The sequence below is a fragment of the Pseudomonas sp. PDM19 genome, from assembly GCF_014852215.1.
GTDB lineage: Bacteria > Pseudomonadota > Gammaproteobacteria > Pseudomonadales > Pseudomonadaceae > Pseudomonas.
This window is the reverse complement of sequence record NZ_JACVBG010000001.1, coordinates 1,247,787-1,260,885: the sequence shown is the minus strand read 5'-3', so window position 1 is coordinate 1,260,885 and position 13,099 is coordinate 1,247,787. Positions and strand designations below refer to the sequence as shown.

Here is a 13,099-nt window from a genome sequence, read left to right as displayed (position 1 = left end):
CCGCCCAGCTCAATTGGGCGGCCCGTCAGCGAATGCCCAGCGCGCGATCCAGCGACCAACTGCCGGCACCGCGCCCGATCAGCCACAGCAGCAGGCCCGCCCAGACCAGGTGGGTGGGCCAGGCGTCCGGATAGACGAACACCTCGATCACCGTGGTCATCCCCAGCAGCGCCAGGGCCGAAAGGCGGGTGAACAGGCCCAGCACCAGCAGCAGCGGGAAGAGGTGCTCGGCGTAGGTCGCCAGGTGGGCGGCGATCTGCGGCGGCACCAGCGGCAGCATGTACTCGGTGCGAAACAGCTCGTAGGTGCTCGGGGTGATGGTCAGGAGCCCTTCGACCTTGGTGCGCCCGGAGAGGAAGAAGGTCGCGGCGATTCCCCAGCGCGCCACCAGGCAGAGAAAGGTGTCGCCGAGCAGGTGCTGCAGGAAGTCGGCCATGCGGTTCCAGCGTTGGCGCAGGCCGGTGCGGGGCAGGGTAGTGCGGGCGATGTCCATGATGGTCTCCTCACGCGAGGGCGATGGGACGGAAAACCCCGGCGCCCAGCAGGCGGCCGAACAGGTCGTGGAAGTCGAGATCCGGTTGCGCCTGAAGTGCCTGGGTCGATGCCTGATCCAGGTTGTCTCCGGCTGCACAGGCGTCGAGAAAGGTACAGCCGCCGACCTCAAGCGCGTGCCAGGCGACGCCATCGGAATGGCCGACCAGTAACGCGCCTTCGCCTTGCCAGGGCAGCTCTTCGGGTATCGGCAGGGCTTCGCGGTTGTAGCGCCAGATGCTGTAGATCGGCTGCTCGGCAAACCAGCGCCAGCGCACGCAGGCACGCGTCTCCAGGTGGCAGGTGGCAAGATCCGATGCGGTCATGCCGGCCAGACTGGCGAGGTCGAGGCGCGCCTCCTGAGGTGCGACGAAGGCCTCCGTCCATGACCGGTCCAGGCGCGCCACGGCGCCAAGGTAGGGCAGTTCCCGTGCGGGTTCGAATGCATCGAGGAAATCGGCAAAGCGCTCACCGTAGAGGATCAGGCGGGCATCGTCTGGCGGCGTCTCGCGGGCGTGAATGGCTGCCGCCGCGCGCATCCAGTCGGTACCGACCAGGCGCTCGATGGTCGGGAAGTTATCGCACAGCGCGTCGACGCAGCCCTTGAACACGGTGTTGCGATACACCTCGAAGGCCGCCTGTGTGATCACGCCTTGCAGCGCTGGAGCAGGGCGCCGGTAGATGGCCTCGACAAAGGCATCCTGGAAGGCGCCGAGCGAGCTCTTCATGGTTTCACCTCCGCCAGGTTGAGGATCGCCTGAGCGATCTCGCGCTCGGCCAGCAACTCTTCGAAAGCAGGCAGATGGTCGTCGCGCTCGATCAGTGTCGGCCTCGGGCCGATGCGCTGGATCAGGTGTTCGTAGAGCGCCCAGACCGGCTCGGCGACCGGCGCATCGTGGGAGTCGATCAGCAGTTCGCCGCCCTCGTCGCGGCTGTGGCCGGCCAGGTGGATTTCAAAGATGGCCGCTGCCGGGAAACGGTCGAGGTAGCGTCTCGCATCGAAGCCGAGATTGTGCGAGCTGACATGCACGTTGTTGACGTCCAGCAGCAGGCCGCAGCCGGTGCGCAGCGCGAGCTCCGTGAGGAATTCGATTTCGTCCCAGTCGTGGCCCTCCAGGCGCAGATAGTGGCTGGGGTTCTCGATGGCGATACGCCGGCCCAGGGCTTCCTGGGTGCGCTGGATGTTCTCGGTGATGCGCGCCAGGGCCGCATGGCTGCGCGGGAAGGGCAGCAGGTCCGGCAGGTACTGGCCGCGCCAGGTCGACCAGGCCAGGTGCTCGGAAATCAAGTGCGGTTGCACGCGCTCGACCAGCGCGCGCAGATGCCGAAGATGTGTCTCGTCAGGTGCAGCATCGGCCGCCAGGGACAGCGAGACTCCGTGCAGCGATAGCGGATGGCGTTCGGCGATCCGTTCCAGCCAGGCAAGGCGGGGACCGCCGACCATGTAGTTCTCCGGATGCACTTCGAACCAGAGACCCTGGGCGGAGCAGGCCAAGGCCTGGGCGTAGTGTTCGCCCTTGAGCCCCAGCCCGGCGCCCGGTTGATGGAATGCGTTCATGGTCGGCGGCCTTGGCTCAGGCCTTGCTCGGCGTCAGCGAGCCCATGCCGTGGGGCGTCTTGATCGTGGTGCAGGTGCCGGCCGGAACGTTCTTCCAGTGCATGCCGTCGTAGTCCTTCTTGGCGCTGCCCGCGCAGGTGGTGCCGGCACCGGCCTTGCAGTCGTTCTTGCCAGCCATGGCGACGCCGTAGCACTTCTCCATGGCCGCGCCATCGCTGGCCTTGGTGTTCATGTCGTCGGCCAGGGCAGTGCCGGTGATGGCGGCAAGGGCGAGGGCGGCGGTGGCAAGGGTCAGGTTTTTCATGGTGCGGTCTCCCGTTCGGTTGAGGGGCCGCGGAAGGCTTTCCGGCGGCTCGGTGAGTAGTTCGCCGGGAGAGGCGGTCCGGTTACAGCGTCGCGAAATTTTTTTGAGAATTTTTTGGCGCGGCCCTAACGTATTGAACCAAGGCCTGTTTTTTCGCAGGCGAACGGGACGCCAGCAGGCTGGGGCGAGACCGGGAAAGAATTCACCTTCGGTGTAACCAGGACGGTCGATGCAACGAACTACCAGCCAGGAAGCGTTGATCGCGCGTGAGGCGCAGCTGCAGGCACTGTTGCTGCGTGGCATGGGCGGTGACGGCAGGGCCTATCGCGAGTTCCTCAGCGCACTCGCCTCGCACTTGCGGGCCTTCCTGGGCCGGCGCCTGAGCCAGCGCCCCGGCGAGGTCGAGGACCTGCTGCAGGAAGTGCTGCTGGCGGTCCACAATGCCCGCCACACCTACCGTGCCGAGCAGCCGCTGACCGTCTGGGTGCAGGCAATCGCGCGCTACAAGCTGGCCGACCACTTCCGCGCCTTTGCGCGCCGGGAGGCGCTCCACGATCCGCTGGCGGATGACGAGGGAGAACTGTTCGCCATCGAGAATGGCGAACCCGCGCAGGCCAGCCGCGACCTCGGCAAGCTGCTGCAGCAACTGCCCGACAAACAGCGCCTGCCGATTGTCCATGTGAAGCTGGAAGGGCTGTCGGTAGAGGAAACCGCCAGCCTGACCGGGCTTTCCAGTTCCGCCGTGAAGGTCGGCATCCACCGCGGGCTCAAGGCCCTGGCGAACATCATCCGAGGGTTGCGAAGCGATGAAGACCAATGAACTGATCGACCTGTTGAGCGCAGGCGAGGGCGCAGTGGACCGTCACGCTCTGGGCAAGCGCTTCGCCATCGCGCTGCTGGCCGGTGCCCTGGGCGCACTGCTGTTGATGGCGGCAATTTTCGGTGTACGCCCCGACCTGGGCGAGGTGGCGCGCACACCGCTGTTCTGGGCCAAGGTCGCGCTGCCCGGCAGCCTTGCCCCGCTTGCCCTGTGGCTGAGCAGCCGCCTGGCACGGCCAGGCGTGGGCGGCGGGGCGGCCTGGGTGCTGCTGGCGCTGCCCGTGCTACTGGTGTGGATCGGCGGAGCGATGGAGCTGGCCGGAGTACCTGCCGACGCCCGCACTGGCCTGATTCTCGGCAAGACCTGGCGCACCTGTCCGCTGAACATCGCGCTGCTTTCGGTGCCGACTTTCATCGGCGTGTTCTGGGCACTGCGCGGTCTCGCACCGACGCGCTTGCGCATTGCCGGCGCCGCCGGCGGGCTGCTGGCGGGAGCCACGGCGACCCTGGCGTACTGCCTGCACTGCCCGGAGATGGGCATTCCATTCTGGGGTGTCTGGTACCTGCTCGGCATGCTTCTGCCGACCGCGCTGGGTGCAGTGCTCGGGCCACGGCTGTTGCGCTGGTAATTGCGCGGCAACCCGTCCGGGATAGGCATTGTGCATGCCGGACATGGATTTCTCTCGCAGCTTGCGAGCTCCTTCGGCCATTGCCTCCGTTCAGCGGCAGCTATCGAGTCAAAGAATTTTCCCCGAGGCAGGGGCCGCTTCTGCCTCCAAGACCTCCAGAAGCTGGCTACGCTTGATTCAGTTTGTTCTCAGCAGATCGGCTTTGCTTCCAAGGAGCGATGGGATGGGGCGTTGGATCGGCGCAAGGCTCAGCTTGATGCTGGTGGTGTTGGGATTGGCCTGTGCGGTTGCAGCCAGGGCCGAACCTGCGTCAGGCCCCGATGCAACCGAGGGCGTCGCCGCTGACCCCGTGGAGCTGAAGATCGCCAACCGCAGCATTGTCGTGTTCCGCGCCACCTTGCTGGGCGAGACGCCGGCAGGCCGACAGCAGCGGGCCAAGGCAGTTATCGAGGATGTACTGCAAGGGACCGACGACCTGCAGGTCAGCACTGCCCCCATCCTTCACAGCTACATGGTTCTGCTGGGCGGCCGGCGCGCCTTTATCGTTTCGCCACAGGACCTCGATTCGCCGGAAGGCTCTGTGCAGGAGGCCGCAGCAAGGGCTGCCGCGAACCTCAAGGTGGTGGTGGAGGAAACCGGCCAGGCGCGCAACCTTCGATTCCTGCTCAAGGCCCTGGGGTACTCTGCAGTTGCCACCGTCCTGTACGTGTTGCTGCTGAGGCTGGTGCATTTCCTCAGGCGCAAGGTGCGAGGCCGGCTACCACAGCTGATGCGCGAGCGGGCCCGGCAGATCAGGGTGGGGCAACTGCAGCTGTTCGACATGCAGTATCTCTACTACCTGGCGGATCGGCTGATCTGGCTGTTCTGTTGGGCAGTCGTGTTTCTGCTGAGCTACGAGTGGCTCAGCTACGTGCTGTCGCAATTCCCCTATACCCGGCCCTGGGGAGAAAGCCTCGACGTCTACCTGTTCCGGCTGCTGGATTACCTGCTCAGCGGGATCGTCAGCGCGATACCGGGCATTGCGGTCGCCGTGATGATCTTCTTCATCGCCCGGGGCATCAGCGGGTTCAGCAAAAGGCTGCTGGAGCGCCTGTCCCGGCCTGGCACGATTCGCTGGTTGACCGAAGAGACCCTGCAGCCCACCACGCGCCTGACTTCGCTCGCCATCTGGTTGTTCGCCGTCGTCATGGCGTATCCATACCTTCCCGGTTCGGGGACCGAGGCGTTCAAGGGGCTGTCGGTGCTCGTCGGCCTGATGATCTCGCTGGGGGCTTCCAGCGTGGTGGGGCAGGCTGCCTCCGGCCTGATCCTGACCTACTCGCGGACCCTGCGTGCCGGGGAGTTCGTGCGCATTGGCGACCACGAGGGCACCGTGACGGAGGTCGGTATGTTCAACACCACTATCCGCACTGGCCTTGGCGAGGTGCTGACACTGCCGAACTCGATGATCACCGGGTCGGTCACCAAGAACTACTCGCGGATAGTGCAGGGCCAGGGTTACGTCGTCGACACCGTGGTCACCATCGGCTACGACACGCCCTGGCGGCAGGTGGAAGCGATGCTCATCGAGGCTGCCCGGCGTACGGATGGCATCTTGCAGGTCCCGCCGCCTTACGTGTTCCAGACGGCCCTGTCGGATTTCTATCCCGAATACCGACTGGTTGCCCAGGCCATCCCCAGCGAGCCCCGTCCACGGGCGCAATTGCTGAGCATGCTGCATGCCCATATCCAGGACGTGTTCAACGAATATGGCGTGCAGATCATGTCGCCGCACTACCTTGGGGACCCCGATATTGAGAAGGTGGTGTCGCGCGAAAACTGGTATGCAGCGCCTGCCAAGCCCCCTGAGGCTGACTAGAAGAAACAGGGGAGGGTCGGCCCGGTGCCGACGTAACCTGAACAAACCCACCAGGGCGTGCCCAAGCCTGTGTGGCGGCCGCGAGCTGATCATTCCCGGCGGCCGCTATGTAGCCGTTATCGGCGAGAGCATCTGGCCGATCTATCGAGACTGGCTGCCGGACAGCGAAGAACTCCGCAAGCACCTGTTCCTGGGTAGTCGAGACGAGCTCGACCAGCGACAGGTGCGCCTGGCCCTGATCGCAAAGGGCGACGAGTTTTTCGCCTGTGAAGGGTATGGGGGACATCGGAAGAAACTGGATATGGAGCGATGGCCATGGGGAGAACGGCCTGAACCTGATATGTAATTTAACATAATATACATTATGCGAAGTTATCTATGCAGCGCACAGGGTCGAGTGTCACAGAATCAAAGTCCCCGGTTGGCTGTTTTGCCCCTGGTGCCTGTCTTTCCTGAAAAGAAGCTGCACCTGTTCTTTGTCGTTGATGGCGCGGCAGCACCTGCTGAGGCAAATCGCATCTCTTATCCTGTCCCGGCCTGCGGGCGGAAACCCATGGCCGCCTTGCAATCGAAAGCGGCCATGCCACGCAGATCGCTCGCTACTCGGAAGTTTTCCCCGTTGTACCGCTGACTCCCAGTTCCCGAGCGACCTGCTGCAGCCTTTCCAATGACACCGGCTTGCTGACATGCGAGTTGAAGCCGGCGGCATGGGCATCCTCCGCATCCGCGGCAGCGCCATAGCCAGTCAACGCCACAGACGGTGTCTGGGCGTGCTGTGGCAATTGGCGGGCTCTGCGCATCAGCTCGTATCCATCCATGCCAGGCATCCCGATATCCGAGAGGATCAGATCAAAGGACGAGTCTTCCAGGCATCTCAAGGCTGTCGGACCATCCTCGGCGGTCGTCACGTCCGCGCCCTCGATCGTAAGCAGTTGTTCCATGATCAGGCGGATATCCGGTGAGTCGTCCACCAGTAGCAGACGGGCTCCGGCAAAGGGGCCGGTAGACTCCTGCAAGGTGTCCACCGGCAGGTCGAACTGACGGTAAAGCGGCAGCCACACCGTAAACAGTGCGCCCTGCCCTCGCCCTGCAGACGACGCTTCGATCCGCCCTTGCTGCGCTTCAACCAGCTCGCGCACCAGTGCCAGGCCGATACCAAGGCCCGGTGTGTGACTTCGTTGCTGCTCATTGCTGGCCTGGCCGAACAGTTCGAATATGCGTGGCAGGTCTTCCACCGGGATACCTTGGCCATTGTCCCGCACCTGGATGCGCAACATGCTCTCATCCTGCTCGAGGGCGACCTGGATATGGCCGCTGGCGGGAGTGAGCTTCACCGCATTGCTCAGCAGATTCCAGAGGATCTGTTCGACACGTACCGGGTCCGCCTCGGCCACCAGCGGGTCATTGCCACGCGCGGGCATCTGCAGATCGATCAGCAGGTCCTTCTCATGAGCTTCCGCGGACAAGGCGCCAACCACTTCCTCGATCACACTCTGCAGGATGACCGGCGCCAGATTGAGCTTGAGTTTGCCGGTATTGACCCGCGACAGATCCAGCAGGTCATCGATGATGCGTGCCTGGCTGCGTACCGAGCTCTGGATGCCTTCGATGGCGCGCGAGGCCACCGCATGCGAGCGCACCGCAGACAGGCGCGCAATCAGCTCGGCATTGAGCTGGATGATATTCAGCGGATGCTTGAGTTCGTGGGACATCATCGCGAAGAACTCATCGCGCAGACGGATCTTCGCCTGGTTCTGCTGCAGGCGGTGTTCCTGCTCCGTTTCCGCGCGCTTTTTGCTGGTCACGTCACGGCCGATCTTGGCATAGCCATGTGGGCCGCCATTGGGCAGCGCAGTGGTCACGCTGCTGCAGAAGAAGGTGCTGCCGTCCTTTCGCAGGTGCCAGCGATCGGTCTCCACCCTCCCCACCTGCCGCGCCACCCGCAGTTCTTCGCGCAGCACGCCGGAACGCTGGTCATCCTCGCTATGCAGGATATCCAGGCTCTGTCCTATCACATCGGCCTCGCGGTAGCCGTAGGCGCGTTCGGCGCCCTTGTTCCAGCCGGTGATGCTGCCGCTGCGGTCCAGGGTGACAATGATGAAGTCCTGAGTGCTTTCCACCGCGAGGCGCAGGCGCTCCTCGCTTTCCCGGGCCTTGTCTTCAGCGAGGCGTCGTTCGGTGACGTCGATGAATGTCAGCACCGCACCGTCGATGATGTTGTCGGTCGTCCGGTACGGCAGCATCCGCACCAGGTAGCGCCTTTCATCCTGGCTGGAAACTTCGCGCTCGATGGTTCGCAGGGACTCGAAGCTGCTCGACGCATCGCGGGACAGGTCCGGGTAATCCAGCCGGTGGGTGATATCCAGCAACGAGCGTCCAGTGTCGGATGCGATGATGCTGAAAATCTCGGTGGCGCGCGGGGTGTAGGACTTGATGCGCATGTCGCGGCCGACGAAGACGGTGGCGATGTCGGTGGACGCGATGAGGTTCTGCAGATCGTCGTTGATCTTGCCGGTTTCCTCGACCTTGGTCTTGAGCTCCTGGTTGACCGTGATCAGTTCCTCGTTGATCGACTGCAGCTCTTCCTTGCTGGTCTCCAGTTCCTCGGTCGTCGAACGCAGCTCTTCGTTGATCGCCTGCAGTTCTTCGTTGGACGCCTTGAGCTCTTCCGTGGACGTTTCCGCCTGCTCGATGGTCGCCTGCAGCTGCTCCTTGTTGCGCTGAAGTTCACTCTCCAGCTGCGAGAGCACGCTGTCCTTGACGTTCTGCTGATGGCCGTTGGCGTCGCCACTCATGGTCTCTTCGACTTCATCGAAGATAACCAGGGCGAAGTCCGAGTCCATGTCGCGGAATGGCCGGATGACCATGTTGATGTAGGACGTGGTGCCATCGCGCTCATGCTTGACGCGCCGCGCCTCGACACTCTTCCCGGTCTGGAACGCCTGGAACAGCGCGGTGCGCAGCTCCAGGCGCAGCGACGGATGGACCAGAGACAGCAGATTGTGCGACGGCTCGCCGCCGACGTAGCGCAGGTAGCGCCCTGCCTGGTCGGACATGTGCACGATGCTCGACTCGTGGTTGACCACCACGCTGGGCGGCGCGTACTGCTCCAGCACGCGCTGGTGCAGGTCGGCAAAGGACACACGGCGACGCTCGGCCGGTCGCTCGTTGCTCGCCTGCGGCGTATCGGCAAGGGGCATCACCGGCAGTGGCGAGGTCGGCCGGCCCATGACCGCGCCGGCCTTGGCGCGGTAGATGCGGTTCTTCTTGTCCACCGGGGTGAAGAGCTCCTGACAGACGTCAGCCGATTCGGAACTGCCCAGGAACAGGTAGCCGCCCGGCGCCAGGGCGAAGTGGAACATCTGCAGGATGTCCGCCTGCACTTCGCGGTCGAGGTAGATCAGCAGGTTGCGGCAACTGATCAAGTGCAGCTTGGAAAACGGCGGGTCGCGCAGCAGGTTGTGCATGGCGAACAGCACGCGCTCGCGGATTTCCTTTTTCACCCGGTAGCGCGTCTGCTCCTTGGTCACGTACTGGCGCAGGCGCTGGGGCGTGATGTCGGGAAGGATCGCTTCAGGGTAGACCCCGCTACGGCCGATGGCGATGGCGTGCTCGTCGATGTCGGTGGCGAACACCTGGAACTGCCGGTCGATCTCCCGGTAATCCACATGCTCGGCGAGCAGGATGGCCAGCGAGTACGCCTCTTCACCGGAGGAGCACCCGGCGCTCCAGACACGCACCGGGGCATCGCTGGTTTCCGGCATGTCGAACAGGCCCGGGATGATGTCGCGCTCCAGCGCTTCGAAAGCCTCGCGATCACGGAAGAAGTTGGTGACCCCGATCAGCATGTCGGCCAGCAGGTGCCGGGTTTCTTCCGGCGCGCCCTGAAGGAAGGCGCGGTAGGCCGGCAGGTCCCCCAGGCGATTGACCTGCATGCGCCGTTCGATGCGCCGCAGCACCGTGGCGCGCTTGTAGTGCTTGAAGTCATGGCCGGTGCGGGTGCGCAGCAGACTCAGGATGTCCTTCAGAGCGGTTTCGGCGGCGCGCGACTGCTCCGGGTCCTCGATGGAGCGGAACGGCGTGGCGACGTCGGCGTCTGCGGGCAGTTGCATGTTGCGCATGCTCTGCCACAGGTCGATGAGTTTCTGCGGCATGTCGCCCACCGGCAGGACGAAGTCCACCTGGCCGGTGGCAATGGCACTGCGCGGCATCTCGTCGTACTCGGCGTCGTCCGGTGACTGGGCGATGGTCACCCCGCCCTGCTCTTTCACCCGCGACAGCCCGGCCGAACCGTCGCTGCCGTTGCCGCTCAGGACAATGCTCACCGCGTGCTCGGCGTGGGCGTCCGCCAGCGTGCGCATGAAGATATCGATGGCGATGTGGCGCGGCTGGCCGGGGTTGAGCTCGGTCACGCGCAGGTAGCCATCGTTCATGGTCAGCTGCATGGCCGGGGAAATCAGGTAGACACAGTTGCGCTCGATGGGCGTCGGCTCACTGACCTGCTGCACCTTCATCTTGGTGACTTTCTGCAGGATCTGGTGTGCGCTGCTCTCATGATTGGGCGAGAGGTGCATCACCACCACGAAGGCCATGCCGTTGTCGTTGGGCATGTTTTCGAACAGCCGCAGCAACGCACCCAGACCACCCGCCGACGCGCCGATACCAATCACCGGGAAGTTGAGGTGGCTGGGCTGCACCTTCAGCTTGAGGCCTTCGACGGCGGGGATCTCTTCACTCATGGCTCAGGGTTCCTTGGATCGTGTTCCTGCGAGTCAGGCGGCCGGATCGCCGGCAGGCCGAAGAGTAGCAGCGTTGAGCATCGAAACCGAGATTCGGCGCGCCAAATTCGAAAGCGGCTATCGACGTCTGCGCCACCTGGAACGGGCGTACCGTCGGGCTTCGTGCATTGCTGCTTGCACCAGCAGAAGACCACGGGTCGGGCAATCGGGTTCGTAATTCCTGCGCTCGCAGGAGGTGGATCGTGCATTCTGCCGCCGCCGAGCCGGGGGGCCATGCGTTCTGCATCCCTTGCATGCGCACCTTCAATCACAACTCTTTGAAAGTATTGATTTTAATATTTTGAAACAGCTGGCATGCGCGGTGCAAAGGCAGGTTCAGGCCCAGCCAAAGGAGCACCGCCCATGATTGCCAGCGCCGATACCTCCCTCACTAGCACTCTCGATCACTCCGGCGTCGCCTGGCCGGCGATCTTCGCCGGCGCGGCCGCCGCCGCGGCACTGTCGCTGATCCTCATTGTCCTGGGCTTCGGCCTCGGGTTCTCCGCAGTGTCGCCGTGGCCTGGCGATGGCGGCAGCTTCAAGCAGATGAGCATCTCCACGTTCATCTGGCTGGCGATCACCCAGGTGCTCGCTTCCGGCCTGGGCGGATACCTGGCCGGACGCCTGCGGGTGAAATGGGCCAGCCTGCACGGCGATGAAGTCTATTTCCGCGATACCGCCCATGGCTTCCTCGCCTGGGCCATCGCGACGCTGGTCACCGCCACCCTGGTGATCGGCTCGGTCAGCAGCCTGGTGGGTGGTGGCCTGCAGGCGGGCGCCACGGTGGCCGCCGGCGCGGCGGCGAGTGCCACCAGCGCTTCCTCCGGCAAGGACGACAACGACGCCGCCTACTTCATCGACACCCTGTTCCGCGACAACCGGCCGGTCGCCGTCAGCGATGACGCCGCCCATGCAGTCGCCTCCCGTATTTTCGTGCGCGGTCTGGCCGAAGGGCAATTGAGCGCAGACGACCGCACCTACCTCGCCCGAGTGATCGCCCAGCGCACCGAGATCAGCCAGGCCGAGGCCGAGCAGCGCATCGATGCCGTGTTCGCCCAGGCGCAACAGGCCAAGCAACAGGCATTGCAGGCCGCCGACACGGCCCGCAAGGTCGCTGCCGGTTCGGCGCTGTGGATGTTCGCGGCGCTGCTGTGCGGTGCGTTCTTCGCCAGCTTCATGGCCATCCACGGTGGTCGCCGCCGTGACGCAGAGCTGCTGGTGGCTCACCACCTGCACTCCACTTCCCCCGCCCACTCCATTCGCTGACAGGAGACTCACCATGCGCTCGATCCTCCTTTACTTCCTCGGCGTGCCGATCCCGATCATCATCCTGATCGCGCTGTTCTGGCATTGACCTCCCGTTACGGGGATGCGGGAGGGTAACCCCTACCCTCCCGCAGCACTTCTGCGTGACAGACTCCCGCACCACCGCTCGTGCATTGCGGCTGAACTTCTGCCCCCTACCCGGCCCCAAACCTACTCCTGTCATTCGCGATAAGGAGCAACCATGGAGTCGCTGTATGCCTGGCTGGACCTGAGCCAGCTCGGCCGCTTGCTGTTGGTAGTGGTGGCCGCCGCCGCGGGATTCCTCATCCTGCGCTTTCTGATCAGTCTGGCGCGCAAGCGCCTGGAGGGGCGTACCAGCCAATGGGCGCGTTACGCCGCGGCAATCGCCGGGCGCACCAGCAACGTGCTGGTCTTCATCTTCGCCTTGATGCTCGCGCTCAAGCTCACCACCCTGCCCGACAACTGGAGCACCGCCCTGTCGCACGCCTGGTTCGTCGTGCTCGCGCTGCAGGTCGCCTGGTGGCTGGATGTCTGCGTGCGCCTGTGGACGCACAACCTGTCCCGCTCGCGCTTCGGCGGCATCCAGAATCCGGTAATGGCAACGATTGTCTCGGTGGTGGTGCTGGTGGTGGTCTGGGCCGTGATGCTGCTGTCGATCCTGGCCAACCTGGGCGTGGACATCACCGCGCTGATCGCCAGCCTCGGTGTCGGCGGCATCGCCGTGGCACTGGCGGTGCAGACCATCCTCAGCGACATCTTCGCCTCGCTGTCGATTGGCTTCGACAAGCCCTTCGAGATCGGCGATTTCGTGGTGTTCGGTGACGTGGCCGGAACCATCGAGCACATCGGCCTGAAGACCACGCGCATCCGCAGCCTGAGCGGCGAGCAGATCGTCTGCTCGAATGCCGAACTGCTCAAGCAGACGCTGCACAACTACAAGCGCATGAACACCCGCCGCATCGTTTTCCAGTTCGGAATAAGCTACCGGACCTCGGCTGAGCAGGCCAAGGCGGTTGCCGACCTGGTCCGGGAGATCATCGACGAGATCGACGAGGCGAAATTCGATCGCGCGCATTTCCTCTCCTTCTCCGAGAGCCGCTTGCTCTACGAAGTCGTCTACATCATGCAGACGGCTGACTACAACCGTTACATGGACGTGCAGCAGCGGATCAATCTGAGCTTGCTGGCCGGCATGCAGGAGCTGGGCGTCGAGTTCGCCTTCCCGGTGCGCGAGCTACGCAATGTCTCGTCTGTTCGCGACTTGCGCGAGCGGGATCGCGGAGTATTCGATGCACAGCGCCAGGAAGGATCGCCGCGCGGCACCAGCCACTAGCG

10 protein-coding genes and 1 pseudogene are annotated in these 13,099 nt (G+C 64.2%); 6 read left to right on the top strand and 5 right to left on the bottom strand.

The genetic code is table 11. The annotated features are described in order from the left end of the window. Positions 1 to 25: 25 nt before the first annotated feature. From IB273_RS05450 to IB273_RS05435, 4 genes are read right to left on the bottom strand one after another with little or no spacing between them, the layout of a single operon-like run. The gene (locus IB273_RS05450; RefSeq protein ID WP_081520000.1) at positions 26 to 493 is read right to left on the bottom strand and encodes a DoxX family protein; all 468 of its coding nucleotides are present in this window, start codon (positions 491 to 493) and stop codon (positions 26 to 28) included. A gap of 10 nt (positions 494 to 503) precedes the next feature. Next, positions 504 to 1,259: a DNA-binding domain-containing protein gene (locus IB273_RS05445; RefSeq protein WP_192223461.1), complete on the bottom strand. Its 756-nt coding sequence runs from the start codon at positions 1,257 to 1,259 to the stop codon at positions 504 to 506. After that, positions 1,256 to 2,089, bottom strand: a complete 834-nt coding sequence (locus tag IB273_RS05440; protein WP_192223460.1) for a DUF692 domain-containing protein — start codon at positions 2,087 to 2,089, stop codon at positions 1,256 to 1,258. Before IB273_RS05440 ends, IB273_RS05445 begins: the two co-directional genes overlap by 4 nt. 16 nt (positions 2,090 to 2,105) lie before the next feature. Beyond that, positions 2,106 to 2,393: a DUF2282 domain-containing protein gene (locus IB273_RS05435; RefSeq protein ID WP_081519997.1), complete on the bottom strand. Its 288-nt coding sequence runs from the start codon at positions 2,391 to 2,393 to the stop codon at positions 2,106 to 2,108. Between the two features lie 229 nt (positions 2,394 to 2,622). Between IB273_RS05435 and IB273_RS05430 the strand changes: the two genes are divergently transcribed. The 4 genes and pseudogenes from IB273_RS05430 to IB273_RS31350 all read left to right on the top strand — a co-directional run. Then, on the top strand, positions 2,623 to 3,213 hold the full coding sequence (locus tag IB273_RS05430) for a sigma-70 family RNA polymerase sigma factor (protein ID WP_151187150.1): 591 nt from the start codon (positions 2,623 to 2,625) through the stop codon (positions 3,211 to 3,213). Beyond that, positions 3,200 to 3,841 carry a DUF1109 domain-containing protein gene (locus IB273_RS05425; RefSeq protein WP_151187149.1) on the top strand — a complete coding sequence of 214 codons (642 nt, stop codon included), beginning with the start codon at positions 3,200 to 3,202 and terminating at the stop codon, positions 3,839 to 3,841. Before IB273_RS05430 ends, IB273_RS05425 begins: the two co-directional genes overlap by 14 nt. Positions 3,842 to 4,097: 256 nt before the next feature. Then, positions 4,098 to 5,699 (top strand): mechanosensitive ion channel family protein, encoded by a 1,602-nt coding sequence (locus tag IB273_RS05420; protein ID WP_225610123.1) that lies wholly within the window; start codon positions 4,098 to 4,100, stop codon positions 5,697 to 5,699. Between the two features lie 61 nt (positions 5,700 to 5,760). After that, positions 5,761 to 5,877, top strand: a pseudogene (locus tag IB273_RS31350) (AraC family transcriptional regulator); the annotation flags it as partial. 421 nt (positions 5,878 to 6,298) lie between these two features. Here IB273_RS31350 and IB273_RS05415 read toward each other — a convergent pair. Next, positions 6,299 to 10,438: a CheR family methyltransferase gene (locus IB273_RS05415; RefSeq protein ID WP_192223458.1), complete on the bottom strand. Its 4,140-nt coding sequence runs from the start codon at positions 10,436 to 10,438 to the stop codon at positions 6,299 to 6,301. A gap of 402 nt (positions 10,439 to 10,840) precedes the next feature. Between IB273_RS05415 and IB273_RS05410 the strand changes: the two genes are divergently transcribed. Further along, entirely contained in the window at positions 10,841 to 11,743 is a 903-nt protein-coding gene (locus tag IB273_RS05410) for a hypothetical protein (protein ID WP_081519939.1), read from the top strand. 241 nt (positions 11,744 to 11,984) lie between these two features. After that, on the top strand, positions 11,985 to 13,097 hold the full coding sequence (locus IB273_RS05405; RefSeq protein WP_192223457.1) for a mechanosensitive ion channel family protein: 1,113 nt from the start codon (positions 11,985 to 11,987) through the stop codon (positions 13,095 to 13,097). Positions 13,098 to 13,099 lie beyond the last annotated feature (2 nt).

Coding starts and splice junctions, on each gene's coding strand:
- IB273_RS05435 (WP_081519997.1), bottom strand. CDS start 2,393: ATGAAAAACCTGACCCTTGCCACCGCCGCCCTCGCCCTTGCCGCCATC.
- IB273_RS05430 (WP_151187150.1), top strand. CDS start 2,623: ATGCAACGAACTACCAGCCAGGAAGCGTTGATCGCGCGTGAGGCGCAG.
- IB273_RS05450 (WP_081520000.1), bottom strand. CDS start 493: ATGGACATCGCCCGCACTACCCTGCCCCGCACCGGCCTGCGCCAACGC.
- IB273_RS05405 (WP_192223457.1), top strand. CDS start 11,985: ATGGAGTCGCTGTATGCCTGGCTGGACCTGAGCCAGCTCGGCCGCTTG.
- IB273_RS05440 (WP_192223460.1), bottom strand. CDS start 2,089: ATGAACGCATTCCATCAACCGGGCGCCGGGCTGGGGCTCAAGGGCGAA.
- IB273_RS05410 (WP_081519939.1), top strand. CDS start 10,841: ATGATTGCCAGCGCCGATACCTCCCTCACTAGCACTCTCGATCACTCC.
- IB273_RS05420 (WP_225610123.1), top strand. CDS start 4,098: ATGCTGGTGGTGTTGGGATTGGCCTGTGCGGTTGCAGCCAGGGCCGAA.
- IB273_RS05445 (WP_192223461.1), bottom strand. CDS start 1,259: ATGAAGAGCTCGCTCGGCGCCTTCCAGGATGCCTTTGTCGAGGCCATC.
- IB273_RS05425 (WP_151187149.1), top strand. CDS start 3,200: ATGAAGACCAATGAACTGATCGACCTGTTGAGCGCAGGCGAGGGCGCA.
- IB273_RS05415 (WP_192223458.1), bottom strand. CDS start 10,438: ATGAGTGAAGAGATCCCCGCCGTCGAAGGCCTCAAGCTGAAGGTGCAG.